This window comes from Pseudoduganella sp. HUAS MS19 (assembly GCF_053615455.1).
On the sequence record NZ_CM132133.1, the window covers coordinates 3,150,772 to 3,174,301 of the forward strand.

General features: G+C 63.8%; 22 protein-coding genes. 12 read left to right on the forward strand and 10 right to left on the reverse strand.

Features of this window, described 5'->3' with window-relative positions:
- Nucleotides 1-63 precede the first annotated feature (63 nt).
- The 4 genes from lysS to ACWBU6_RS14450 form a co-directional block, all read right to left on the reverse strand.
- Entirely contained in the window at nt 64-1,593 is a 1,530-nt protein-coding gene (lysS, locus tag ACWBU6_RS14435; RefSeq protein WP_452649463.1) for a lysine--tRNA ligase, read from the reverse strand.
- Nucleotides 1,594-1,601: 8 nt separating this feature from the next.
- On the reverse strand, nt 1,602-2,258 hold the full coding sequence (locus ACWBU6_RS14440; RefSeq protein WP_452649464.1) for an HAD family hydrolase: 657 nt from the start codon (nt 2,256-2,258) through the stop codon (nt 1,602-1,604).
- A gap of 3 nt (nt 2,259-2,261) precedes the next feature.
- Nucleotides 2,262-3,366, reverse strand: a protein-coding gene (gene prfB / locus ACWBU6_RS14445; protein ID WP_452649465.1) for a peptide chain release factor 2 whose coding sequence is annotated in 2 segments (ribosomal slippage) — nt 2,262-3,284 and nt 3,286-3,366 — 1,104 coding nt in all. Because the reading frame shifts where the segments join, the coding sequence is not laid out codon by codon here.
- A 70-nt stretch (nt 3,367-3,436) separates the two neighbouring features.
- Entirely contained in the window at nt 3,437-3,721 is a 285-nt protein-coding gene (locus ACWBU6_RS14450; protein ID WP_452649466.1) for a DUF6916 family protein, read from the reverse strand.
- 217 nt (nt 3,722-3,938) lie between these two features.
- Between ACWBU6_RS14450 and ACWBU6_RS14455 the strand changes: the two genes are divergently transcribed.
- Together ACWBU6_RS14455 and ACWBU6_RS14460 are read left to right on the forward strand one after the other, a co-directional pair.
- Nucleotides 3,939-5,918, forward strand: a complete 1,980-nt coding sequence (locus ACWBU6_RS14455) for a bifunctional 2',3'-cyclic-nucleotide 2'-phosphodiesterase/3'-nucleotidase (protein WP_452649467.1) — start codon at nt 3,939-3,941, stop codon at nt 5,916-5,918.
- A gap of 47 nt (nt 5,919-5,965) precedes the next feature.
- On the forward strand, nt 5,966-6,940 hold the full coding sequence (locus ACWBU6_RS14460) for a tetratricopeptide repeat protein (protein ID WP_452649468.1): 975 nt from the start codon (nt 5,966-5,968) through the stop codon (nt 6,938-6,940).
- Here ACWBU6_RS14460 and ACWBU6_RS14465 read toward each other — a convergent pair.
- The 3 genes from ACWBU6_RS14465 to ACWBU6_RS14475 are packed head-to-tail and all read right to left on the reverse strand — an operon-like array spanning nt 6,903 to nt 8,355.
- Nucleotides 6,903-7,223 (reverse strand): DUF2288 domain-containing protein, encoded by a 321-nt coding sequence (locus ACWBU6_RS14465; RefSeq protein WP_155456938.1) that lies wholly within the window; start codon nt 7,221-7,223, stop codon nt 6,903-6,905. The two genes, ACWBU6_RS14460 and ACWBU6_RS14465, sit on opposite strands and share 38 nt — an antisense overlap.
- A gap of 10 nt (nt 7,224-7,233) precedes the next feature.
- Nucleotides 7,234-7,917: an RES family NAD+ phosphorylase gene (locus tag ACWBU6_RS14470; protein WP_452649469.1), complete on the reverse strand. Its 684-nt coding sequence runs from the start codon at nt 7,915-7,917 to the stop codon at nt 7,234-7,236.
- Entirely contained in the window at nt 7,918-8,355 is a 438-nt protein-coding gene (locus ACWBU6_RS14475; RefSeq protein ID WP_452649470.1) for an MbcA/ParS/Xre antitoxin family protein, read from the reverse strand.
- Nucleotides 8,356-8,486: 131 nt separating this feature from the next.
- Between ACWBU6_RS14475 and ACWBU6_RS14480 the strand changes: the two genes are divergently transcribed.
- From ACWBU6_RS14480 to ACWBU6_RS14490, 3 genes are read left to right on the forward strand one after another with little or no spacing between them, the layout of a single operon-like run.
- The gene (locus tag ACWBU6_RS14480; protein WP_452649471.1) at nt 8,487-9,947 is read left to right on the forward strand and encodes a type VI secretion system baseplate subunit TssF; all 1,461 of its coding nucleotides are present in this window, start codon (nt 8,487-8,489) and stop codon (nt 9,945-9,947) included.
- Nucleotides 9,911-10,720 (forward strand): type VI secretion system baseplate subunit TssG, encoded by an 810-nt coding sequence (locus tag ACWBU6_RS14485; RefSeq protein WP_452649472.1) that lies wholly within the window; start codon nt 9,911-9,913, stop codon nt 10,718-10,720. The genes ACWBU6_RS14480 and ACWBU6_RS14485 overlap by 37 nt, the downstream gene beginning before the upstream one ends.
- 32 nt (nt 10,721-10,752) lie before the next feature.
- Nucleotides 10,753-11,205, forward strand: coding sequence for a YybH family protein (locus tag ACWBU6_RS14490; RefSeq protein ID WP_452649473.1), 453 nt, complete (start codon nt 10,753-10,755; stop codon nt 11,203-11,205).
- Here the strand turns inward: ACWBU6_RS14490 and recJ are convergent, their stop codons facing one another.
- Nucleotides 11,206-12,900: a single-stranded-DNA-specific exonuclease RecJ gene (recJ, locus tag ACWBU6_RS14495; protein WP_452649474.1), complete on the reverse strand. Its 1,695-nt coding sequence runs from the start codon at nt 12,898-12,900 to the stop codon at nt 11,206-11,208.
- Nucleotides 12,897-13,895: a hypothetical protein gene (locus tag ACWBU6_RS14500; protein WP_452649475.1), complete on the reverse strand. Its 999-nt coding sequence runs from the start codon at nt 13,893-13,895 to the stop codon at nt 12,897-12,899. Before ACWBU6_RS14500 ends, recJ begins: the two co-directional genes overlap by 4 nt.
- A 65-nt stretch (nt 13,896-13,960) precedes the next feature.
- On the opposite strand from ACWBU6_RS14500, the gene ACWBU6_RS14505 reads away from it, so the two are divergent.
- From ACWBU6_RS14505 to dcd, 7 genes are all read left to right on the forward strand, one after another.
- Nucleotides 13,961-15,211, forward strand: coding sequence for a lipoprotein-releasing ABC transporter permease subunit (locus ACWBU6_RS14505; protein ID WP_452649476.1), 1,251 nt, complete (start codon nt 13,961-13,963; stop codon nt 15,209-15,211).
- Nucleotides 15,204-16,466: a lipoprotein-releasing ABC transporter permease subunit gene (locus ACWBU6_RS14510; protein WP_452649477.1), complete on the forward strand. Its 1,263-nt coding sequence runs from the start codon at nt 15,204-15,206 to the stop codon at nt 16,464-16,466. The genes ACWBU6_RS14505 and ACWBU6_RS14510 overlap by 8 nt, the downstream gene beginning before the upstream one ends.
- Nucleotides 16,459-17,136, forward strand: a complete 678-nt coding sequence (gene lolD, locus ACWBU6_RS14515; RefSeq protein ID WP_452649478.1) for a lipoprotein-releasing ABC transporter ATP-binding protein LolD — start codon at nt 16,459-16,461, stop codon at nt 17,134-17,136. The genes ACWBU6_RS14510 and lolD overlap by 8 nt, the downstream gene beginning before the upstream one ends.
- Nucleotides 17,137-17,146: 10 nt before the next feature.
- On the forward strand, nt 17,147-17,950 hold the full coding sequence (locus ACWBU6_RS14520) for a TatD family hydrolase (RefSeq protein WP_452649479.1): 804 nt from the start codon (nt 17,147-17,149) through the stop codon (nt 17,948-17,950).
- Nucleotides 17,951-17,975: 25 nt separating this feature from the next.
- Complete coding sequence (locus tag ACWBU6_RS14525) at nt 17,976-20,444, forward strand: DNA internalization-related competence protein ComEC/Rec2 (RefSeq protein ID WP_452649480.1); 2,469 nt, start codon at nt 17,976-17,978, stop codon at nt 20,442-20,444.
- 63 nt (nt 20,445-20,507) lie between these two features.
- Nucleotides 20,508-21,347 (forward strand): alpha/beta fold hydrolase, encoded by an 840-nt coding sequence (locus tag ACWBU6_RS14530; RefSeq protein ID WP_452649481.1) that lies wholly within the window; start codon nt 20,508-20,510, stop codon nt 21,345-21,347.
- A 41-nt stretch (nt 21,348-21,388) separates the two neighbouring features.
- Nucleotides 21,389-21,955, forward strand: coding sequence for a dCTP deaminase (gene dcd, locus ACWBU6_RS14535; protein WP_090443665.1), 567 nt, complete (start codon nt 21,389-21,391; stop codon nt 21,953-21,955).
- A gap of 3 nt (nt 21,956-21,958) precedes the next feature.
- On the opposite strand, the gene ACWBU6_RS14540 is transcribed toward dcd, so the two are convergent.
- Nucleotides 21,959-23,530 (reverse strand): HAMP domain-containing sensor histidine kinase, encoded by a 1,572-nt coding sequence (locus tag ACWBU6_RS14540; RefSeq protein WP_452649482.1) that lies wholly within the window; start codon nt 23,528-23,530, stop codon nt 21,959-21,961.

A 23,530-nucleotide genomic window follows, 5' to 3' on the forward strand; every position in this document is an offset into this window, starting at 1 on the left:
AGCCCGTGTCACACTTGGGGTGTGACCCCAAGGTGTGACACGGGCTCATCCGTACGGCTGCGTTTAGTCTTCTTTGCGCAGGTGCGGGAACAGCAGGACGTCGCGGATGTTTGGCGAGTCGGTCAGCAACATCATCAGGCGGTCGATGCCGATACCGCAGCCCCCGGCTGGCGGCATGCCGTATTCCAGGGCGCGGATGAAGTCTGCATCGTAGTACATTGCTTCGTCGTCGCCGGCTTCCTTGGCTTTCATCTGGGCCAGGAAGCGTGCCGACTGGTCTTCGGCGTCGTTCAGTTCGGAGAAGCCGTTGGCGATTTCGCGGCCAACCATGAACAGTTCGAAGCGTTCGGTGATGCCTTCGCGGGTGTCGGAAGCGCGGGCCAGCGGCGACACTTCGATCGGGTAGTCGATGATGAAGGTCGGCTCCCACAGTTGCGCTTCGGCGGTTTCTTCGAACAGCGCCAGTTGCAGCGCGCCCAGGCCGGAGGTGGCGAATGGCTTGACGCCGAACTTCAGCAGCTCGGCCTTCAGGAAGTCCATGTCGTTCAGCTGCGCTTCGGTGTAGTGCGGGGCGTATTTGTTGATGGCGCCGCAAATGGTCAGGCGCTGGAACGGCTTGGACAGGTCCAGTTCGCGGCCGCCGTAAGTCAGCACGGCGGTACCCTTGGCGTCGACTGCTGCCTGGCGGATCACCTTTTCGGTGAAGTCCATGATCCATTCGTAGTCGGTATAGGCCGCGTAGAACTCCATCATGGTGAATTCCGGATTGTGGCGGACCGACACGCCTTCGTTACGGAAGTTGCGGTTGATCTCGAATACGCGGTCGAAGCCGCCCACCACCAGGCGCTTCAGGTACAGCTCGGGAGCGATACGCATGAACATCTGCATGTCCAGCGCATTGTGGTGCGTGATGAATGGCTTGGCCGATGCGCCGCCCGGAATCGGGTGCAGCATCGGGGTTTCGACTTCCATGAACTCGTTTGCTTCCATGAAGCGGCGGATGGACGAGATCGCAGCGGTACGCGCCTTGAAGGTGCGGCGGGTTTCTTCGCTGGTGATCAGGTCGACGTAGCGCTGGCGGTATTTGGTTTCCTGGTCGGCCAGGCCGTGGAATTTGTCCGGCAGCGGGCGCAGGGCCTTGGTGATCAGGCGCACTTCGCTCACTTTGACGGTCAGTTCGTCGGTCTTGGTCTTGAACAGGGTGCCGGTCACGCCCAGGATGTCGCCCAGGTCCCAGCCACGGAAGGCTTCCATTGCCTCTTCACCAGTGGTGTCCAGGGTAACGTAGATCTGGATGCGGCCGTCGGCTTTCTGGCCGGAGGAATCCTGCAAGGTGGCGAATGCGGCTTTTTTGCCCGCTTCGCGGCGCAGCATCATACGGCCGGCGATGACGACGGTTACCGGCGCGGCTTCCAGTTCTTCGCGGGTCTTCTCGCCATACTGCACATGCAGGTCGGCAGCCTTGTGCTGAGGGCGGAAGTCGTTAGGGAAGGCGACGCTCTGTTTCTCGCGGATGGCAGCCAGCTTGGCGCGGCGCTCGGCGATGATCTTGTTGTCGTCCTGGCCTGGAGGCAGTTCATTATCCGTAGTCATGGTTTTATTTAGTTTGTCAGTTTATTGATATCGATTTCGCTGAAGTCGCGTGCAATGCAGATCACATTGTCGAATGCACTGAACGCTTCAGCAGGCAAAGTGGTTGTCAGGACGACGCAGCGCATGCCGGCTCGGCGCGCTGCTTCCACGCCCAAGGGCGCGTCCTCGAACACGATGCAATGCGCCGGATCGGCGCCGCAGCGTTCGGCGGCCAGCAGGAACACGTCCGGTTCCGGCTTGCCGCGTTTGACGTCGGCGGCGCCGACGACGGTGTCGAACAGTTCGCGCACGCCCAGGCCGTCCAGCGTGAAGTCCACGTTGCAGGGCGGGGCGGCGGTGCCGACTGCCAGGCGGATGCCGGCAGCCTGGGCAGCGCTCACCAGTGCGCCGAAGCCTTCCACGGCGCGCAGGTGGGGCGCGTAGATTTCGCGGTACAGCACTTCCTTCTCGCCGATCAGCGCAGTCACGTCGTCATGCGCCAGCGCGTCGCCGAGGTATTGGCGCATGATCTCGTGTCCGGTACGGCCGGCGGTGGCGGCAAAGAATGCCGCTTCGTCGATAGCATGGCCGCGGCGGCTGAAGAACTCCAGCCACGAGCGGGTGTGGAAGCCCATGTTGTCGACGATGGTGCCGTCCATGTCGAAAATGAAGGCGCGCTGCACCATTGCTTAGATGCCTTGCTTCAGGGACGCGGAGATGAAGTCGTCCAGGTCGCCGTCCAGCACGCCCTTGGTGTTGCCGGTCTCGAAGTTGGTGCGCAGGTCCTTGATGCGGGACTGGTCCAGCACGTAGGAACGGATCTGGTGGCCCCAGCCCACGTCGGTCTTGGAGTCTTCCAGCGACTGCTGCTCGCTCATGCGCTTGCGCAGTTCCAGTTCGTACAGTTTGGCCTTCAGCATGTCCATCGCTTCCGCCTTGTTGCGGTGCTGCGAGCGGTCGTTCTGGCACTGCACGACGATACCGGACGGGCCGTGGGTAATACGCACCGCGGAGTCGGTCTTGTTAATGTGCTGGCCGCCGGCGCCGGATGCGCGGTAGGTATCGATGCGCAGGTCGGCAGGGTTGATCTCGATCTCGATCGAGTCATCCACTTCCGGATAGACAAACAGCGACACGAAGGAGGTGTGGCGGCCGCCGGAGGAGTCGAACGGCGACTTGCGTACCAGGCGGTGCACGCCGGTTTCCGTACGCAGGTGGCCGTAGGCGTATTCGCCGTCCACTTTCAGGGTGGCGGTCTTGATGCCGGCAACCTCGCCCTCGGATTCTTCCAGCACTTCAACCTTGAAGCCCTTGCGTTCGCAATAGCGCAGGTATTGGCGCAGCAGCATGGAGGCCCAGTCCTGGGCTTCGGTGCCGCCGGCGCCGGCCTGGATGTCGATGAAGCAGTTGTTCGGGTCCATCGGATTGCTGAACATCCTGCGGAATTCCATCTGCTCGATGGTCTTCTGGATTTCTGCGGTATCCGCAATCACGGCTTCGAGCGTGTCGTCGTCGCCTTCTTCCTTGCCCATCGCGAACAGTTCGTTCATGTCGCGCAGGTCGCTTTCTGCCTTCTGCAAGGTCAGGACCACGCCTTCGAGGGCTTTTTTCTCGCGGCCCATGTCCTGGGCTTTTTTCGGGTCATTCCAAACGGCCGGATCTTCCAGTTCGGCGTTCAGTTGTTCCAGTTTCTCCGACTTCTTATCGAAGTCAAAGATACCTCCGAAGTTCGGCTTCGCGGTTGGTCAGGTCCGCGAGCAGGTTGGCGAGGGAATTGATGCGTTCAGCTTCCATGGTTTTTCAGGTCTGATAGTTGTTAAATCGAACCTGAAATTATACCTCAGAGACCGCCGCACCGGGCGGCTCATGGCGGCGGGCTGAATTCGGCGCGGTAGAGGGCGCCCAGACCGTTCGACGGGCCGCGGCCGGCCGGTTCCAGGAAGATGGACAGGCGTCCACAAAGCGGGTTGTCGATTTCATAAATTCCTGCCTCCAGCCCCGGTGCGCCGGTGAAAAGCAGGGTGCCCGGCCGCACCGCAAGCAGGTCGAGCGGCGTGCCGCGTCTGCCTTGGCAGGCGGTGAACTGCCTGCCTACCAGGTCGGGAAAGCCGGCCGCGTGCAAGCCGGATGGAAATTGGCAGCGCTCCATGATTGATTCCTTTGTCAGAGAGTTGGATCATATGCCGGGTGTTTGTCGGCGATACATTTATCCATGCCGCCGTGGCATCCCTGCAAAGATTCCATATAATTTTGCAAGTTGGTTTGCTGCAGCCCGAAGTGCAATCTGCAATTCTTGGGTTTTCAAGGGCGATGGCAGCAGCGCTAGATAATTATTAATCAGTAAATATCAATTAAAAAGACAGTCAATGCGCATCCTTTTCATCGCGCCGGCGGCCGCCTTTCTGGCCGCATGCAGCTCTATTCCAGCGAAGGCTCCGCCAGGCTCGCAAGCCACGTTTGCGATTCTCGAGACGACGGACCTGCACGCCAATGTCCGCAGCTATGACTACTACAAGCTGGCCCCGGACGCTTCGCTCGGCCTGGAGCGCACTGCTACCCTGATCCGCCAGGCGCGCAAGGAGTTCCCCAACTCGCTGCTGCTCGATAACGGCGACACGATCCAGGGCACGGCGCTGGGTGATTACCAGGCGCTGGTAGCGCCGGTTGGCTGCAGCCAGCCGCTGGCCATCTACAAGGCCATGAACGCGCTCGGCTTCGAAGGCGGCTCGGTGGGCAACCACGAGTTCAACTGGGGCCTCGATTTCCTGGGCCAGGTCACCGCCAGCCGCTTTGGCGCGAACGGCGCTTCGGCGCGGCCCGAACCCTGTGCCGGCCCGGCATTCCCGGTCGTGCTGGCAAATGTGGTGGACGCCCGCACAGGTGTCCCATTGTTCGCGCCTTACCGTATCTTCGAAAAACGCCTGAGCGCGACCGGGCCGGATGGCAAGCCGGTTGCTGCGAGCGTCAAAGTGGGGATCATCGGCTTCACGACTCCCGCCATCATGGGCTGGGATAGGCGCTGGCTGGAAGGGCGTGTGCGCACCGAAGGCTGGCGCGAGGCGGCGCAGCGCTACGTTCCGGAGATGCGCGCCAAAGGCGCGGAAGTCATTGTGGCAATCTCGCACGCCGGGCTGGATGGTGCGGCCTATGCGCCTTCCATGGAGAATGGCAGCCTTTACGTGGCGCAGGTGCCAGGCATTGACGCACTGTTGCTGGGGCATTCGCATGACGTGTTCCCGAATGCTGCGAGCAAGGCCGCCGGTTTCAACCTGCCTGGCGTCGACAAGGCGCAAGGGCGGGTACACGGCGTGCCGACTGTGATGCCGGGCCTGTGGGGCAAGCACTTGGGCGTGATCCAGCTTGCCCTGCGCCACGACGGCCGGCGCTGGGTGTCCGACGCCGCTGCGGCGAAAGTCGAAACGCGCAGCATCCAGCGCCCCGACCGCAGCTTCGTGGAGCCCGACCCTGAAATCGCCGCGCTGGTAAAGGCCGAGCATGAGGCGACCATCGCCTACGTCAAGACGCCGATTGGCGATACGGACTTCCGCATGTCGGCTTATTTTGCCGACGTTGGCGACGTCTCGGCGGTCCAGATTGTGAACCAGGCCCAGGCCGACTATGTGCGCCGCCACATCCAGGCCAGCCTGCCGCAGTATGCGCAGTTGCCGGTGTTGTCGATGTCCGCGCCATTCAAGACCGGTGCCGCGGGCGTGGCCGACTACACCGACGTCGCTCCCGGCAAAATGGCCCTGAATAATGCGGCCGACCTTTACCTGTACCCGAACGACCTGCATGCCGTGAAGGTGGATGGGGCAACGCTGAAAGCGTGGCTGGAGAAGGCTGCCGGCCGCTTCAACACCATCGATCCGAAGCGCAGCGAACCGCAGGAGCTGGTGAATGCCGCTTTCGCAGGCTTTAATTTCGACATGCTGACCGATCCTGACGTGCGCTACCTGATCGATGTGACGCAAGCGCCTGGCCAGCGCATCAAAGAGCTCTCATGGCGCGGCCAGCCGGTGCGCGCGGAGCAGGAATTCATCGTTGCGACCAATAATTTCCGCGCCAGCGGTGGTGGAGGCTTCCCGGGGCTCGATGGCAGCAAGACCATTCTTGCCTCGGCGGACACTAACCGCTCGGTGCTGATCGCCTACATCAAGTCGGTGCAGCACCTGAGCCGCGCAGCCAACGGTTTGGCGCGCAGCTGGCGCTTTGCTGAGGTAAAGATGAAGGGGCCGGTGATATTCCGCTCGGCGCCAAATAGACTGGTATTGGCGCGTGAAGCAGGGCTGACGCATGTCAGGGAGCGTGGGGATGGGCTTTATGAGATTCTGTTCGATGGCCGATAGTCAACTCAGCTACTGAGCTGGCGATTGCCTACCGGGACGGGGAACTTGTGGCGAAGGATTTATCGCGTTCGGCCAAGTTGCTGAAGGCGGCGGCCCAACTAGGGGAGGCGGACCCGCAAGGTGAACTGGCGAGGTATTATCTGTACGGCATGGGCGTCGATGTGGACTACCACGAAGCACGGCATTGGGCGGAGCTGGCGGCCGAAAAGGGCAGCCAGCTGGCACAGGAAAACCTTGGCGAAATGCTGTTTCGAGGGCTAGGTATGCCGAAGGATGAAGCGCGCGCTGTCGAGTTGTTTCAGCAGCTAGTTGATGCAGATGATCAGTTCGTGCACGCGAAGTTCCGCCTGGCTCAGGCCTTTCTTGAAGGATCAGGCGTGCCGAAAGATCCGGCGAAAGGGGTGTCCTATTTGATTCAGGTGGTATCGAATTATCGCCCGGCGAAAGAGTACTTTGCCGATCTTTATGCCGAGGGTGAGCTGATCCAGCGGGATGATATGCTGGCCCGCGAGCGATTCGACCAGTGTGTTGCCTCTGGCTCTCCGCCCTGCCAGTACAGCTTGGCCAATATCCTCGCCGAAGGCCCGAATGGGAGTGCTGACCTGATTGAGGCCGCTCGCCTGTATGGCTTGGCCGCAAGCCAGGGGGATGGGCGTGCCTTGAACAACCTGGGCGACCTGTATGAGAAGGGGCATGGCGTGCCGAAGGATTACAGGCAAGCGATGAAACTTTACCAGCGTTCGGCGAATGCCGGGATCCCGCTGGCTTTCTGGAACATCGGCAACCTGCTCGAAAAAGGCTTGGGCGTCTCGCAAGACTCTTCGTTGGCATATACCTACGTTTGTTTAGCGATGAGGCTCTGCAAGTCTTGTACGAAATGGGAGAGCGATCGCACTGCCATTGTAGGCAAGCTTAGCCCTGGCGAGCGCGAAAAGGCCGATGCAATCGTCGCAAAGTGGCGCGCAGGCGATCCCCTGCCTGGCTTCAATGAGGCTTCCGCTTCTCCTGCTGGACAAGAATGAACGGGCTGACGACGCTGGCCCACAGGTTGGCGTCGCTGGCGATCCATTCCTGGCATTGCTGGTCGGAGACCTTGGCGAGCTGACCGGCCTCCATCCATGCCGAAATGCTGGCCTTGTCATCGTGGGCGATGCGCACGGCAACGTCCACCAGGTCCAGTTCATCGGCCACCCACACCACATTGCCCTGGGCGAAGTGCTTGAGCAGTTCGCTCCATGGGATGCGTGCGGTTTCGCGGTTCACTTTGGCGCGGAGTTCCGCGTCTTTTTCTGGTTTCAGCTGCATTTGTCTATTCTTAAATCGTGGGAATCTGCTCGACGATGGCCGCCGGCGAACCCCGCCATGTTAACCGATACGCCGGGCCTTTGCGAACATTGCCCACCAGGGCGGGGCGGAAACAGGCCAGGTTGGTGCCGCCTTCGCGCCGTACGCTTGGGTAGATGACGCCGGTCGAGCCTTCGGCCAGCAGGCTGCGCGCCAGGCGTTGCGAGGCGACGTAGCTGTCCGGGTCCAGGCAGTCGGCATACTCGGGCCGGCCGCAGATGTCGTGGAACTGGGCGCTGAAGTCCGAGAGCAGGGCCTGGTAGCTGACCGAGTCGTCGAAGCGGTCGATCTCGGCATACTCCACGGTCTTGTGGAAGATCACTTCCGCCAGTGCGGTTTCGTGTTCGAAGGCGCAGTACCAGGCGCCGCGCTGGCCGTCGTTGAAGCGGCTGCCCTGCGGGCGGGCGTAGGTGAACGCGGCATTGATGCTGCGGTAGTTGGGAACGTAATAGACCAGTTCTTCGATACCGATGCCGATAGCGCCGCCGTGTTCGGCGCGCAGGCGGGCATTGGTGGCGTTATCGAGTTCAAATAGCTGGTGCAGCTCGGCGTCGTTATCGGCCAGGGCCGCCAGCACGGAATCTTCCTTGTCGACGAAGCGCGAGGGGATCAGGCGCACGGTGTCGAATTGGCGCAGCAGGCGAAATGGCGGCAATTACAAGCCTCCGCGACGAGCGTCGAGCAATTGGCGCACGGTTTGCATGGCGAGCAGGCCGCCCGCTTCCATGTAGTCGAGCGGGGTACGGCCGCCAAAAATACTGTTGCGGTTGGCCAGGCTGACCCATTCGTCGGCCAGCTTGTCGCCGTAAATGATGTGCAGGGACTTGTAGATGCCCAGCAGGTAGGAGATGCGCGTGATGCGGTCGACTTCAAGCACCCGGTCGGGGTGCTTTTTCCATTCGTAGAAGGCGCTGCTGGACAGGCCGCCCAGCAGTTCGCGGGCATCGTCGTCGCGCAACTTCCAGGCCGCTGCCAGTTTGAAGAAGCCCTTGAGGGCGGCGTGCGACAAGCGTTCACGTTCCTCTTTGCGGCTCAGGTCGACCGGTTGGGGAAGTGTGTATTCGCTGGTGGGGTAGGCAAAGGCGGGATTCATATTTCCTCCGTTTATGGATTATTTATACTCCACTTCCGAATCTATTTCAAGTTGAATGTGTTTGTGCCCGGTCAAAACGGCGCGTGCCGCCTGCTGTCAATATTGCATTAAGTCATCGAAAAGGACGCGCGATGGAGAAACTTCTTCCGGCGCTGGAGGGGCAGTTGCGGCGCTTCAGGGCAAATGCCGCCGGGATGGCTGAGCGGCACCCTGGCCTGGCGCGGCAGCTTGGCGTTGCGGATTGGCCGCCTGATGTCCATGTCGACTGCCTGGTGCAGGGCGTCGCGACACTTCATGCCCGCACGGCCTTGGCCCTGCAGCGGGCACGCTGCCAGCAGGATGAACATATGCTTGAGCTGTATTTCCCGGAGCAGCTGCGGCCTTTCCCGGAGTGCCGGATTGGGCCGGGCGCCGAGGTGGGCAGCGGCCGGGGTGCGGCGATCGTCTCAGCCGTCTATCGCCACGGCCCGCCGGCTTCGATTGAACTGGAGATCGATTTCGGCCCGGCTGCGGCGCACTGCGCATCGCTGCGCGAAGCCTGCCTGGATATCTTCATCAACGGCGACGCTGCTTTCAGCGCTGCGCTTCGCAGTGCTTTGCTCGCAGGCGGAGACGGCGCCTGCGCTGCGGCTGCCTGCGAGGAGGGAGCGGGCGCCTGGCGCTCGCTTGCGCGCTGGCCGTTGGCGCCAGCCGGACTCGATCCGGCGGAAGCGCTGCTCCCGCGTGCGCCAGGTGCGCATGCCGGGCTGGCGCTGCTGCGCGAGTACTTCACTTTTCCTGCGCGCTTCAACATTTTGCGCCTGGACCTTTCACTGTTCATGCGCGCGCCGCGCGCAAAGCTCAGGCTGCCGGTGCCCGCAGTGCGCCTGCTCGCATCGCTGCAAGCGGGCCACATGCGCGCCGGCTGGACTGCCCACGCCTGCCTGCAGCGCGTCGCCGCTGCGCCGGTCCGGATCGACGGACGCCAAAGCGAATACCTGCTCTCAGTCCCGCCCGAACTCGAGATCTTCAGCATCGACAGGGTGCAGGCGGGTGGCGCGCAGGATCGGGGCTGGAGCGTGCGGCGCGCAGAAAATGCGCCCCCTGGCTGCGAATGGCGCATCGCTTTCCATGGCGGGCCGGCATGGCGGACCGGCGCGGTGGCATCGATCGACGTCAGCTGCTGCGAGCGCAGCAAAGTGCTGGCACGGCCGGCGCGCGGCGCGGGCTGCCGCTGGCAACTCAATTCCCTGCTGGCGCTGGAGCACCTGCCGCCCGGCGCGGACACCTTGCGCGAAACGATGGCAACGCAGGCCATCGACAAGTCCCCGGCAAGCCTGGCGATCATTGCAGCGATACGGGCGCTCGAGGCGCATCCAGCGATGCTGCGCCGCGGCCGCGCTACGCCACTGGTGGGCACCGAAATCCGCCTGCTGGTCGATGGCGCGCCATTCGCGGGCTGCGGCCTGCAGCTGTTCGGCCAAGTCATGGACCGATTCTTCGGTGAATGCGCCCACATGAATACATTCACCCGGCTGGTGCTGGCATCGGCCGAGACTGGCGAGGAGCTGATGCGATGCAGAGCGAGGAATGCGGATACCGTGCTGGAGTGAGCGCAGCAGGGGCGTACCGATATGGCATCTTCCAGTTGGCGGGCTTGTTTGGCACGCCCGAATGGCGCAATGGCCTCTCGCTGGCGTTCCCGCCAGGCGACGTCGCCGCAGTGGACGGCCGCGTCGTCACGCCGGCTTGCATAGGCCTGCTTGGCATGGCTGGCGCACTGCCTTACTACTACACGGAGGCGGTGGCGCGCAACGCTGGAGGAGGAGCGCGCGCCTTCATCGACTTGCTGTCGGCACCGGCAATCGATGCTTTCTGCACCGCGTGGCGCGAAGGGCGTCCCGGATTCACGCCGTTACCCCCAATGCCGGCCCTGCGCGGTCCACTGAGGGCAAGGGCGCTTGGCGAACAGCTTTCGCATGTCCTTGGCGTGCCTGTGCGGATTGAACAATTTGCCGGCCGCTGGGGCACTCTGCCGCAAGCGCAAACGAGCGTTCTCGGCAGAGCCAACAGCTGCTGCGGGGCCGGGTTGCTGCTGGGCGAACGCCTGTGGCGGATCGATAGCGCCGTGCGGGTTCATATCGGACCGCTCGGGCGGCAGCCGGCCCAGGCATTCCTGCCTGGCGGCCGCGGTGCACAGGCCCTGGCGAAGCTATGGCGCTCGGCAGTGGGCGAGGGCGGCATACTGGCCGAGGCGCGCGTGCATCTTGCCGCCGGTGTGGCTGCCGGTGCCCGGCTTGGTGCTGGCCGGCGCCTGGGGTATGACGCGCTGCTCGCAGCGCAGCCTGCCGGCGAGAGGGATGACTTGTGTTATCAGCTTTGCTAGTATTTGGCCATCCAACCAGGCGAGGCGACAAGATGAAGAAGATGATCCTGCTGCTGGCTTTTGCAGCGACAACGGCGTGCTCCAGCATGCACAGGCCTCCAGCTAATGCGGAACTGAAGCAGCAGGTGGCCGACACCGAACGCGCCTTCGCCGCCACCATGGCCAGGCGCGACCATCAGGCCTTCGTGACTTTCCTGGCCGACGAGACAATCTTCTACAGCGGGCCGAAGGCCTTGCGCGGCAAGGACGCTGTCGCCGCGGAGTGGAGGGCCTTTTACGAAAAGCCGGAGGCGCCGTTCAGTTGGGAGCCGGACCAGGTCGAGGTGCTCGATTCCGGCACACTGGCGCATTCCTCCGGCCCGGTGCGCGATCCGCAAGGCAAGGTCACCGCCCGTTTCAACTCAGTCTGGCGCCAGGAGGCGCCGGGCAAATGGCGCATCGTGTTCGACAAGGGCGAACGCGTATGCGACTGCCGGAAACCATGATCAGGCCGATTCGGCGTGCTCCACCAGCAGCTGAACGCGGGTCACGCCGTTGTATTCGTTGGCATCGAGGCGGAAGGCTATGCGGGCCCGTTCGCCCAGCGCATCGGTATGGCCGAACCAGATGGCGTCGTAGCGCACGCCTTTCTTCTCCAGCATCAGCTTGAGGTGGCGGTCCTTCAGGATACGCTGGCTTAGCACACGGAATTCATCGCAGAAAACCGGCGGGGCAAAGCCCTGGCCCCATACCTGGCCATCGAGCAGTTCGATGAACTGGGTGGTGTAGCAGCCATCTTCCAGCGGGCCGTCGGTTTCCACCACGCGTTCGAGCTGCGATTCGGTCAGCCAGGCCTGGCCTACCGCCTCGAAGGCGGCGCAGAAATGCTCGAAAGCTTCGGCGCGCAGGCTAAGGCCTGCCGCCATGGCATGGCCGCCGAACTTGTCGATCACGCCCGGCGCGCGCTTGGAGACCAGGTCCAGCGCATCGCGCAGGTGGAAGCCGGGAATCGAGCGGCCGGAGCCCTTGATCATGCCGTCGCCGGCCGGGGCGAAGGTGATCGTCGGGCGGTAGAAGCGTTCCTTCAAGCGCGACGCTACGATGCCGATCACGCCCTGGTGCCAGCTGTCGTCGTAGACGCAGATCGTGGTGCGGTCGGCCGGCTGGAAATCGTCCAGGTGCAGCAGGGCGGCGTCTTGCATCTCCGCTTCGATTTCGCGGCGCTTGAGGTTGATGTCGTTAAGCTGCTGCGCCAGTTCCCAGGCACGCGTTTCATCGTCCGTCAGCAGGCATTCGATCCCGAGCGACATGTCTTCCAGGCGGCCGGCTGCGTTCAGGCGCGGGCCAAGGGCAAATCCGAGGTCGAAGGGCGAGGCGGTGCGCGCGGCGCGCCCGGAGACGCGGAACAGGGCCGCCACGCCCGGGTGCATGCGGCCGGCGCGCATGCGCTTCAGGCCCTGGGCGACGAGGATGCGGTTGTTGGTATCGAGCCGCACCACGTCGGCAACGGTGCCCAGCGCGACCAGGTCGAGCAGGGAGTCCAGCTTGGGCTGGGTCTGGGCATCGAATACGCCGCGGCGGCGCAGTTCCGCGCGCAGTGCCAGCAGCACGTAAAACACCACGCCCACGCCGGCCAGGTGCTTGGACGGGAAGCCGCAGGCCGGCTGGTTGGGGTTCACGATCACGCGCGCATCCGGCAGGCTGTCGCCGGGCAGGTGGTGGTCGGTCACCACGACATCGATGCCGCGCCGCCTGGCTTCTTCCACGCCTTCGATGCTGGCGATGCCGTTATCGACCGTGATGATGATGTCGGGCGACTTCTCGCGGGCGGTCAGGTCGACGATTTCCGGCGTCAGGCCGTAGCCATATTCGAAGCGGTTGGGCACGATGAAGTCCACCTGGGCGCCCATGGCGCGCAGGCCGCGGATGGCGGTGGCGCAGGCAGTGGCGCCGTCGCAGTCGTAGTCGGCCACAATGACCATGCGCTTGCCCGCTGCGATGGAGTCGGCCAGGAATTCAGCCGCGCGGTCGATGTGCAGCAGGCCCGAAGGCTGGATCAGGGCGGCCAGTTCGCTGGAGAGGTCCGCCGGATTGTTCAGGCCCCGCGCGGCAAACAGGCGGGCCAGTACGGGATGGACGCCGCCCAGGCGCAGCAGTTCGGCTTCCTGCGACGGGCAGGGACGGATGGCGATACGGGTCATTGCGTGAGGTTCTTGAGGTTCTGTGCACGCCAGAACTTGCGCAAGGCAGGTTTGCTGGTGCGGATTTCGGTCCAGCCTGCGCGGCTGGTGAGGATCAGGGTCAGGTCGGCGGTGCTGCCGTCGCGCAGGCCGGCCAGCAGGGGGGCGAACCATTCCTGCTCCAGTTGCTGGATGGCGCCCAGCCAGGCGCCCCAGTCGTTACCCGCGCCGGCGGGAATCAGCTGGGGCAGCACGACGGTACCGGCCAGTCCCGGCGCTGCCTTTGCGTCAGGCGTTGCCAGGGCGGCCAGCCAGGGCGGCGCCGGGCCGTTACCCTGACCAGCGGCGACAGCGAGGGCCTGTGCGGGGGCGCCGGCGGCCGCTGCAGCGGCGCTGGCTCCGCCCCACATCCAGAAGGAATTCACCGGCGCCAGTCCGCGCAGCTGGCGCGCTTCGTTGACGGGATGCTCGTGCCACAGCATCTGGATCTCATTTTGCAGTTTCTTGAAAGCCAGGGCCGTCGGGCCGGCTGGCATCCAGTCTGCCAGGTTGCTGCCCATGGCGGCATCCGGCGAGGCGGCGTCCAGTCCTTGCCAGCCATCGGCGCGCATGAACCAGGTCTGGGCATCACCCCAGACCAGTTCGTCGAAAAATGGCCTGGCCAGGTCGAACAGCGCGCGGGCATCCGTTTCGTCCAGGCGCAAGCGGCGCGAATCGGCCAAGACCAGGTGGTTGCGGGCGAGCTGGATGTGGACCGGGTGGACGATGAACCAGTAGCCTTCCCTGGGCGCCAGGCCGAAGCCGTGCATCACTGCGGCAGCCAGTGCGCCGCGCTCCCGGGCCAGCCAGGCTTCATGCGGCAGAATGCGGCTTTCGTCAGCAATAACATGCTTTTTAAGCAAGTTATAACGTGAAAGCAAAGCCGCAAGGGCGGGGGCCTGCAGGTTGCGGGACAGTTCCGGGGCCAGTTCGGCAGGCGGCAATGCGAAGGGAAGAACGACGGTCGTGGAAGCCATGCGGCATTGTAGTGGAATCTCTTTATATGGCAAACTGCGGGCTTTACTGTGTCAATTTAATAAAAATGCCGTTTGAATGGCTGGTTGGCCTGCGCTACACACGCGCCGGCAGGCGCAATGGGCGCAATAGCTTCATCTCCTTTATCTCCGCGATTTCGATGGCAGGCATCGCTCTTGGCGTAACCGCCCTGATCGTGGTGCTGTCTGTCTATAACGGCTTCCAGACGGTAGTGACCGAACGCATGGTGTCGGTGCTGGGGCATGTGGAAGTCTATGAGGTGAGCGGTGCGGGATTGGGCGATTGGCGAGCGGCCGCCGCCGACGCTGCCCGCAATGCGCAGGTGAAAGGCGCTGCGCCGTTCGTCGAGATGCAGGGGATGCTGGTGCATGGCGGCGACTTCCTGCGGCCGTCCATCGTCCGTGGGGTGCTGCCGGGCGAGGAGCCGAAAGTGTCCGATATCGGCAAGCAGATGAAGCAGGGCACGCTGGACTTGCTGCAGCCCGGAGCCTTCAACATCATCCTTGGCGCCGAGCTGGCGCGCGAACTGGAAGTCAAGGTGGGTGACAAGCTGGCGCTGGCGCTGGCGCAAGGCAATTCCATGTCGAATATGGCGCCGACCATGCGTTCCTTCACCGTATCGGGCACTTTTGAGGCTGGGCACAATGAGTTCGACTCTGGGCTGGCCCTGGTGCACCTGGACGATGCCCAGGAATTGATCAAGGTCTCCGGTCCGTATGGACTGCGCCTTCGCTTGCAGGATATGCAGAAAGCTCCGGCAGTGGCAGATGAACTGCGCACCATCATGCCGGGCCACCTGGTGATTCGCGACTGGACCAAGCTTAATTCGGCCTGGTTTGCTGCCGTGAAGTCGCAAAAGAACATGATGTTCATCATTCTGACCCTGATTATTGCGGTAGCGGCCTTCAACCTGGTGGCTACGCTGGTCATGACCGTGACGGACAAGCAGGCCGATATCGCGATCCTGCGAACGCTGGGAGCTTCGCCGTTCTCGATCATGAAGATTTTCGTGGTCCAGGGCGCCCTGGTTGGCGTGTCCGGCACGGCCATCGGCGTCGTCTGCGGCGTGCTGCTGGCCCTGAACGTCGGCGCAATCGTGGGCGCAATGGAAAGCCTGTTCGGCGTGCATTTCCTGTCCAAGGAAATTTATTTCATCAGTGCCGTGCCGTCGGACTTGCGCTGGGGCGACGTCGCCTCGATCGGCGTGACGTCCTTGCTGCTGGCACTTGTTTCTACCCTCTATCCAAGCTGGTGGGCCGCCCGCGTCAAACCTGCCGAGGCCCTGCGTTATGAGTAAAAACCTCCCGTTCGAATGGATCGTCGGCTTGCGCTATACCCGTGCGGGCAAGCGCAATAGCCGCAACAGCTTCATTTCCTTCATTTCCCTGATTTCGGTCGGCGGTATCGCGCTTGGCGTCGGCGCCATGATCATCATCCTGTCGGTGATGAATGGTTTCCGCAAGGATGTTACCGGCCGCATGCTGTCGGTGCTGGCTCATGTCGAAGTGTTTGAACGTGGAACCAGCCTGCCGGACTGGCAAGGCCTGGCCAGGAAGCTGCAAACGAATCCTGAGGTGAAAGGCGCAGCGCCGTTCGTCCAGGCCGAGGCCATGCTGTCGCACGGCGGCGAGGCGTTACGCCCTGCGGTGGTGCGCGGCGTGCTGCCCGAGGTGGAGCCGGAAGTGTCCGAGCTGGCAAAAACTACCCGATATGGCAGTTTCAATGACCTCAGGCCGGGCGAGTTCCGCATCGTGCTGGGTATCGATATGGCGCGCGCCCTGCAGGTCAATCTCGGCGACAAGGTGACCATGGTGCTGCCGCAAGGCACCGTCACCCCGGCCGGCATCGTGCCGCGCATGCGATCCTTTACCGTGGCCGGCGTATTCGTGGCAGGACACCAGAAGTTCGACGAGAGCATGGCTTTCATCCATATTGAGGACGCAGAGAAGTTATTGAGGCTTGAGGGACCGGCCGGCCTGCGCCTGCGCCTGCAAGACATGCAGCGCGCTCCGGAAGTGGCTGGCGAGCTGCAAAAGCTGGTTCCGAAGGAAATGACTGTACGGGATTGGTCAAAACTCAATGCGACCTGGTTCGCGGCGGTGCAAACTGAGAAACGCATGATGTTCGTGGTGTTGGCGCTGATCGTGGCGGTAGCGGCTTTCAACCTTGTCTCTACGCTGGTCATGACCGTGACGGACAAGCAGGCCGATATCGCCATCCTGCGTACGATTGGCGCATCGCCGCGTTCGATCCAGAAAATCTTCGTGATCCAGGGCGCGCTGGTCGGCCTGCTTGGCGCGGTGCTCGGCGTGGCCGGCGGCGTGGCCGTGTCGCTCAACATCGACGTCATCGTTCCATTTATTGAAAACCTCCTGGGAGTGCAGTTCTTGCCTAAAGATATTTACACAATCAGCTCCGTGCCATCGGACATGCATTGGTCCGACGTGGGCGTGATCGGCGTGGTAGCCGTGCTGCTGGCGTTCGTGGCGACCTTGTACCCGAGCCGCTGGGCGGCCAACGTCAAACCTGCGGAGGCGCTGCGCTATGAGTAATGTATTGAGCTGCCGCGACCTCGGCAAGACTTTCACCCAGGGCAGCTACAAGGTCAAGGTGCTGGAAAAGATCAACCTGTCGGTGGCGCGCGGCGAACGGGTGGCGATTGTCGGGGCTTCCGGTTCCGGCAAGTCGACGCTGCTGCACCTGCTGGGCGGCCTGGACACGCCGACCGAAGGCAACGTCGTCCTGAAAGGCAGCGATTTCGCTTCGATGAGCGAGGCGGCGCGCGGTGACCTGCGCAATAGCGAACTGGGCTTCGTCTACCAGTTCCATCACCTGCTGCCGGAATTTTCGGCACTGGACAATGTGGCAATGCCGCTCCTCATCCGCCGCGTCAAGCGCATGGAGGCGGAAAAGGCAGCGCAGGAAATGCTGGCGCGGGTGGGCCTGGAAAAGCGTGTGACCCACGTGCCGGGCGAGCTGTCGGGGGGCGAGCGGCAGCGCGTGGCCCTGGCGCGCGCGCTGGTGACGCAGCCTGCTTGCGTGCTGGCCGATGAACCGACCGGCAACCTGGATCATTCGACCGCCGAGAAGGTGTTCGACCTGATGCTCGATCTGTCGCGCACCCTCGGCACGGCCTTCATCATCGTCACCCACGACGCGAGCCTGGCCGAGCGTTGCGACCGCATGCTGCGCCTGACCGACGAAGGCTTGAATCCTGCCTGAGGAGCGCACCATGTGGATCGATACCCATTGCCACCTTGATGCCCACGAATTCGGCGAGCAGTCGCTGGCGCTGGCAGCCCGGGCACAAGAGCGCGGGGTGGGAATGGTGGTGATTCCGGCGGTCGACCGCGCGAACTTCACGGTGGTTCGCGAGCTGGCTCACACGGCGCCGAACGCGTGCTATGGCCTGGGAATCCACCCGCTCTACGTGCCGCACGCGGTGGAGGACGACCTGGCCTTCATGCGCGAGGAGGTGGCGCGGGCGATGGATGATCCCCGTTTTGTGGCGATCGGCGAGATCGGGCTGGATTTCTTCATCCCCATGCTGTGCGAGCCGGATATGCGCGAAAAGCAGGTGTTTTTCCTGCGCGAGCAGCTCAGGATCGCGCGCGACTTCAATCTGCCCGTGCTTTGCCATGTGCGCAAGTCGCAGGACCAGGTGCTGAAGCATGTGCGCCAGGTCGGTCCGGCGGGCGGCATCGCGCATGCGTTCAATGGCAGCTTCCAGCAGGCGCAGGCCTATATCGACGCCGGCTTCAAGCTGGGTTTTGGCGGCAACCTGACTTTTACCCGTGCGCTGCAGATCCGCCGGCTGGCGGCTGAATTGCCGCTGTCTGCCATCGTGGTCGAAACGGATGCTCCGGATATTGCCCCGTCCTGGGTGCATCCGGGCGTGAACACGCCGGCCGAAGTGGCCGGGATCGGCGCGGCGCTGGCCGGCCTGCGTGGCGCGGAGCCCGGCCTGGTCGCTGCGGCGACAACGGAAAATGCGTTGGATGTGATGCCGCGCTTGCGGGCCTTGCTGCCCGCCTGACCGGCCAGAGAGCCGGGGAGGGGAGATGCGGTGCGCAATCCTCGGCCTGATCGGCGGCGTGGCCTGGCTCCAGGCACAGGCAGTCTTGCCCGGGGCGGGCATCCAGCTAGGCTGCATCCTGGCCGCGGCGCTGACAGCGCTGGGCGCCGCCTGCATTACGCGCAGGGCCTTGGCTTCCGCCTTGCTGCGCGCGGCATTTGCCGCCGCCGCGGGCGCTTTGGCCGGTTTTGCGTGGGCCGCCTTTGTTGCCCAAGGCGCCCTGTCCACCGAACTGGCGAAGCCCGACGAAGGCAACGACTTCGAGATAATCGGCACGGTCGACAGCCTGCCAAGCCGCCAACAAGGCAGCACACGCTTCAACTTTGCCGTCGAATCGCCATCTGCCGTCCCGCGGCGCATCGTGCTGTCCTGGTATGCCGGGACGCGGACGGGCAGCAGTGCGCCGCTGCCCGAACTGCTGCCGGGGGAGCGCTGGCGCCTGAAGGTACGCCTTCAGCGGCCGCATGGCAATGCCAACCCGTTTGGCTTCGATTACGAGTTATGGCTGCTGGAGCAGGGCATCCGCGCCACCGGCTACGTACGTGCCGAGGGCCGCAATGAGCGCCTGTCCGGATTCGTGCCAACCGCGCATAACGCCCTCGAACGCGCCCGTTACGCGATCCGCGAGCATATCAACGACGCCTTGCCGGATGCGCGCTACGCCGGCGTGATTGCCGCGCTGGCGATGGGTGACCAGCGCGGCATTTCCCAGCAGGACTGGCAAGTCTTCAGCCGCACAGGCATTTCGCACCTGGTTTCCATATCGGGACTGCACATCACCATGATCGCCGGGCTGGTGGCGTGGACAGTTGGCTGGCTATGGCGCAAATCGTTCTTCATGCCGGAGTGGCAATTGCCCTTGCTGCTGCCTTCCGCGCGGCTGGCGGTGATTGCCGGCTTCCTCGCTGCGTGGGGGTATGTCGCGCTGGCAGGATTTGGCGTTCCTGCGCAGCGCACCTTGTATATGCTGGGGGTGGTGGCACTTGCGGTATGGCTGGACCGGCTGTCAGCGGTCTCCCATGTGCTGGCGCTGGCAGCTGGCCTGGTTGTGATCCTCGACCCGTGGGCGCTGATGTGGCCTGGATTCTGGCTGTCGTTCGGCGCCGTGGCCGCGATCCTGTACGCAACGGTCGGCAGGATGTCGCTGGCCGGCAGCGCGCTTTCCGCAGATGCGCTGGCGATGGCGCCGTCAGTGCAGGGGGCGGCGCCCGGCTGGCGGGGCGCCGCCTGGCTCGCCCGTGCGCGCGAAAATCTGCGCCTGGCCGCCGTGACGCAGCTTGCTGTGACGGTCGGTCTTGTCCCGCTGACAATGCTGTTGTTTTCGCAAGTTTCGCTTGTCAGCCCCCTCGCGAACGCCATCGCCATCCCTGTCATCAGCTTACTGGTCACCCCCCTGGCACTGGCGGGCAGCATCCTGCCAGGCCCGCTGGCGGCGCCGGTGCTGCAGTGTTCCCACTGGCTACTGGAGGCGCTGCTCGCGCTGCTGCAATGGTTGTCGGCCCAGCCATTGGCTGTCTGGTCCGCTCCTGCGCCAAGCTGGCCCGTATTCGCCTTCGCCCTGGCCGGAACTGCCTGGATGCTGGCCCCGCGCGGCTGGCCCCTGCGCTGGCTTGGCCTCGCTTGCTGGCTGCCGCTGCTGTCCGCGCCACCGGCAAGTCCGCCGCCGGGCGTGCTGCGCGCGCTCGCCTTCGACGTCGGGCAGGGCATGGCCATCCTGCTCGAAACCAATAAACATCGCCTGTTGTACGACACCGGGCCCGCCTATACGCCCGACACCAACGGCGGCAACCGCGTCATTCTCCCCTACCTGAGGGCGCGCGGCATCAATGCGCTGGACGGCATGATTGTCACCCACAGCGACAGCGATCATTCTGGTGGCGCCCTGGCGATCCTGCGCGAGATCCGCGTTGGCTGGGTACTGTCGTCACTGACGGAGGAGCACCCGATCGCGCAAGCATCGCCCCGGCATAGCCATTGCGTCGCCGGCCAAAGTTGGGAATGGGACGGTATCCGCTTCGAGCTGCTGCACCCCCAGGCCGCAAGCTACCGGGACCACAGCCTGAAGCCCAATGCGCGCGGCTGTACCCTGCGCATCTCGGCGAAAGGCGGCGCACTGCTGCTGCCGGCAGACATCGAAGCCCCGCAGGAGTCGGCGCTGGCGGCAGCGATGCCGGCAAAGCTGCGCGCCGAGATTCTCCTGGTGCCGCATCATGGCAGCGCCACCTCTTCGACCCCTGGCTTCCTGGCAGCGGTGCGGCCGCAGCATGGCGTTTTCCAGCTCGGCTACCGTAACCGCTACCACCATCCGCGTGCCGACGTCTTGCAACGCTACGTCGAAATGGGCGCTGGAATTTGGCGAACCGACGAATCCGGGGCCATTTCGATCGAGATCGGCGCCACGCGACAGCTCAGCGCCTATCGCCGGCAGCATGCCCGCTACTGGCATGGCCGCTAATCCTGAGCGATAATTAGAAGCTTTGTACGAAACACTTGTTGCCATTGCTTTTAGAATAAGTCGATGACGAAACCGAAAGTCCATTTCGCTCACGCGAACAGTTATCCGGCGGGGACCTACCGCCAATTCTTCGAGTACCTCGGCCAGGATTTCGAAGTGCAGGCGCTCGACATGCACGGCCACAACCCGCGCTACCCGGTCGAAGATGGCTGGGCCAAGCTGGTCGAAGAGCTGATTTCCGAGCTGGAAAGCCGCTACCATAAGGAACCAGTGATCCTGGTCGGCCACTCGCTGGGCGGTCTCCTCAGCCTGATGGCGGCGGCGCAGCGCCCGGAGCTGGTGCGCTGCCTGGTGATGCTCGATTCCCCCGTGGTGGCCGGCTGGCGCGCCAATGTATGGCGCCTGTTCAAGGGCACCCGCTTCTCGGACCGCTATTCCCCGGCGCGCTTCTCGGCCAAGCGCCGCAATGTCTGGCCGAACCATAAGGAAGCGCTGCGCCATTTCGCCAGCAAAGAAATGTTCGGCGCCTGGGCGCCCGGCGTGCTGCAGGATTACCTGGAGCACGGCCTGGTTGAGCACCCGGAAGGCGTGCAGCTTCGTTTCAGGCGCGAGACCGAAACCGCCATTTACCGCACCCTGCCGCATCACATCGGAACCCTGGTCAGGGGCCAGTTCCCCGTGCCGGTGGCCTATGTGGCGGGCGACAACTCAGTGGAGAACCGCCAGGCAGGCCTGGAGCACACGCGCCAGCTGGTGGGCCGCAATTTCCGCATGATGCGCGGCTCGCACCTGTTCCCGATGGAGATGCCGCGCCTCGCGGCGGAAATGACGCGCGATTTGATCCGCCAGATGCTGGGGAGCGAGCTCCAGGCCGGCGAAGCGCCCCAGCGCATGCGCGCCTGATGTAAAATCCGCACCATTATTTAAACCAGAAAGCACCTGCGATGACGATTAAAAGCGACAAATGGATACGCCGCATGGCGGAACAACACGGCATGATCGAGCCGTATGAGCCGGGCCAGGTACGTGCCGTGGACGGCCGCAAGGTGATTTCCTATGGCACTTCCTCCTACGGCTACGACATTCGCTGTGCCGACGAATTCAAGGTGTTCACCAATATCAACAGCACTATCGTCGATCCGAAGAACTTCGATTCGAATTCCTTTGTCGACGTGAAGAGCGATGTCTGCATCATTCCTCCGAATTCCTTCGCGCTGGCCCGCACCATCGAGTATTTCCGCATTCCGCGCAATGTGCTGACCGTTTGCCTGGGCAAATCGACATACGCGCGTTGCGGCATCATCGTCAACGTCACGCCGTTCGAGCCGGAATGGGAAGGTTATGTGACCCTGGAATTCTCGAACACCACGCCGCTGCCGGCCAAGATCTACGCTGGCGAAGGCTGCGCCCAGGTGCTGTTCTTCGAAAGCGATGAAATCTGCGAAACCTCGTACAAGGACCGCAACGGCAAGTACCAGGGCCAGCATGGCGTGACCCTGCCGAAAGCTTAAACGCTAGGCATTGGCTAGCGGGAGCGAGAGCTCCACACAAAGTCCGCCGCCGCATCGATTGGCGGCGGCGATGCGGCCGCCGTGCTGCTGCACCACCTGCTGGGCGATTGCCAGACCCAGTCCATGTCCGTCCACGTCCTTTTCCGTGCTGCTGCTGCGGTAGAAGGGCTGGAAAATCTTCCCCAGATCTTCCTGCGCCACGCCAGGGCCGCTGTCCATCACGCGGATCCGGATGAAGCGCGTATCGCGTGCGGTTTCCACTTCGACCTTGCCGCCTGCGGGGCTGTGCTTGATGGCATTGCGGATCACGTTTTCGATGGCGCGCGCCAGCAGTTCCGGCTGGCCATTCAACTGCGCATCGGCGCTGCATTCGATGGCCATTTCGCGGCCGTTGGTGGCTGCTTCGAAGCTTGCGTCCTGCAGGATGTCGTCGAGCAGTTCACCAATACTGAATTCCTGCTTCGGCGCGTCGAAGGCACCGGCTTCAAGGCGCGACAGGGTAAGCAGTTCGCCGACCAGTTTGTCCATGCGCACGCTTTCACGCTCGATGCGTTCCATCGAGGCGGCGGCCTTTTCCGGCTGCTGGTGAGCCAGGCCAATGGCCGCTTGCAGGCGGGCCAGCGGCGAGCGCAATTCATGCGAGACGTCGTGCAGGAGGTTCTTCTGGCCGTCCAGCAGGGCACGCAGGCGGCCTGTCATGCGGTCGAAATCGCGGCCCAACGACGTGAGTTCGTCGCCGCCGGCGCGCGGCTTGGCTGTGAAGCGCGGGGCGAGGTCGCCATTTGCCGCTGCGTCGAAGGCCTGGCGCAGCGCGCGGATAGGGCGGGCGAAGTACCACGCAAGCAGGGCGGCGAACAGCAAGCTTGCCAGCACAGCGGCGCCAATGGGGATAAAGGGCGTCAACGGGCGGAAACGCGGCGGCGGGCCGCCCGATGCGCCGCGGCCGGGGTCTGGACCGGGGCCGGCGCCCGGATCCTGTCTTTGGCCGGGACCTGGAGCGGGGCCGCCGCCATGCGCGCCGGCGCCGGTGCGTACATCAGCGCCGGGCGGGGGCGCCGCAGGGCGGCTGTCCGCGTGGCGGTTGTCCGGGTGGCGAAATGCGCGCGGGTCAAGGCCCGGGATGCCCGATCCGGCAAGCAGGTTGCGCGAGTCCGGCGCATCAAGCCTGCCCTGGTGGCGGCGGGAAGGCAGGAACAGCAGGTAGCGCTGGCCGTTCGGCGCAGTCACCTGACGGACGCCGCGCGGGTCAGGGCTGGCGAGCCGCTTCTGCGCTTCCGACAGCATGCCCGGCGTGGTGATGCGTCCCAACAGCTCCTTGCCGTCATCGCCGACGGCATATACCCGGTGGCGCGGCATATTCTCCAGAAGCTGGCGCAAACCGCCGGTGCCGCCAAAGGCCAGCGTTGCGGCGGCAGACTCGATCGATATCTCCGCCGGCGGCCCGGTTTCGATATCCGAAGGCCGCGCTTCGGCGGCAGCGCGCGCCTTGAGCCATACCGCGCCACCGATCGCAGCGGTGGCCGCAACCTGGGCGAGCAGGATCGAGAAGAAGAACTTCCAGAACAGGCGGCCCAC

Excerpts from the sequence above, each read along its gene's own strand:
- ACWBU6_RS14505 (WP_452649476.1), top strand. The coding sequence starts at position 13,961 with ATGCCGTTTGAATGGCTGGTTGGCCTGCGCTACACACGCGCCGGCAGG.
- ACWBU6_RS14450 (WP_452649466.1), bottom strand. The coding sequence starts at position 3,721 with ATGGAGCGCTGCCAATTTCCATCCGGCTTGCACGCGGCCGGCTTTCCC.
- ACWBU6_RS14465 (WP_155456938.1), bottom strand. The coding sequence starts at position 7,223 with ATGCAGCTGAAACCAGAAAAAGACGCGGAACTCCGCGCCAAAGTGAAC.
- ACWBU6_RS14485 (WP_452649472.1), top strand. The coding sequence starts at position 9,911 with ATGCAGAGCGAGGAATGCGGATACCGTGCTGGAGTGAGCGCAGCAGGG.
- ACWBU6_RS14480 (WP_452649471.1), top strand. The coding sequence starts at position 8,487 with ATGGAGAAACTTCTTCCGGCGCTGGAGGGGCAGTTGCGGCGCTTCAGG.
- lysS (WP_452649463.1), bottom strand. The coding sequence starts at position 1,593 with ATGACTACGGATAATGAACTGCCTCCAGGCCAGGACGACAACAAGATC.
- ACWBU6_RS14490 (WP_452649473.1), top strand. The coding sequence starts at position 10,753 with ATGAAGAAGATGATCCTGCTGCTGGCTTTTGCAGCGACAACGGCGTGC.
- ACWBU6_RS14510 (WP_452649477.1), top strand. The coding sequence starts at position 15,204 with ATGAGTAAAAACCTCCCGTTCGAATGGATCGTCGGCTTGCGCTATACC.
- ACWBU6_RS14440 (WP_452649464.1), bottom strand. The coding sequence starts at position 2,258 with ATGGTGCAGCGCGCCTTCATTTTCGACATGGACGGCACCATCGTCGAC.
- ACWBU6_RS14520 (WP_452649479.1), top strand. The coding sequence starts at position 17,147 with ATGTGGATCGATACCCATTGCCACCTTGATGCCCACGAATTCGGCGAG.
- ACWBU6_RS14500 (WP_452649475.1), bottom strand. The coding sequence starts at position 13,895 with ATGGCTTCCACGACCGTCGTTCTTCCCTTCGCATTGCCGCCTGCCGAA.
- ACWBU6_RS14455 (WP_452649467.1), top strand. The coding sequence starts at position 3,939 with ATGCGCATCCTTTTCATCGCGCCGGCGGCCGCCTTTCTGGCCGCATGC.
- ACWBU6_RS14525 (WP_452649480.1), top strand. The coding sequence starts at position 17,976 with ATGCGGTGCGCAATCCTCGGCCTGATCGGCGGCGTGGCCTGGCTCCAG.
- recJ (WP_452649474.1), bottom strand. The coding sequence starts at position 12,900 with ATGACCCGTATCGCCATCCGTCCCTGCCCGTCGCAGGAAGCCGAACTG.
- dcd (WP_090443665.1), top strand. The coding sequence starts at position 21,389 with ATGACGATTAAAAGCGACAAATGGATACGCCGCATGGCGGAACAACAC.
- lolD (WP_452649478.1), top strand. The coding sequence starts at position 16,459 with ATGAGTAATGTATTGAGCTGCCGCGACCTCGGCAAGACTTTCACCCAG.
- ACWBU6_RS14530 (WP_452649481.1), top strand. The coding sequence starts at position 20,508 with ATGACGAAACCGAAAGTCCATTTCGCTCACGCGAACAGTTATCCGGCG.
- ACWBU6_RS14475 (WP_452649470.1), bottom strand. The coding sequence starts at position 8,355 with ATGAATCCCGCCTTTGCCTACCCCACCAGCGAATACACACTTCCCCAA.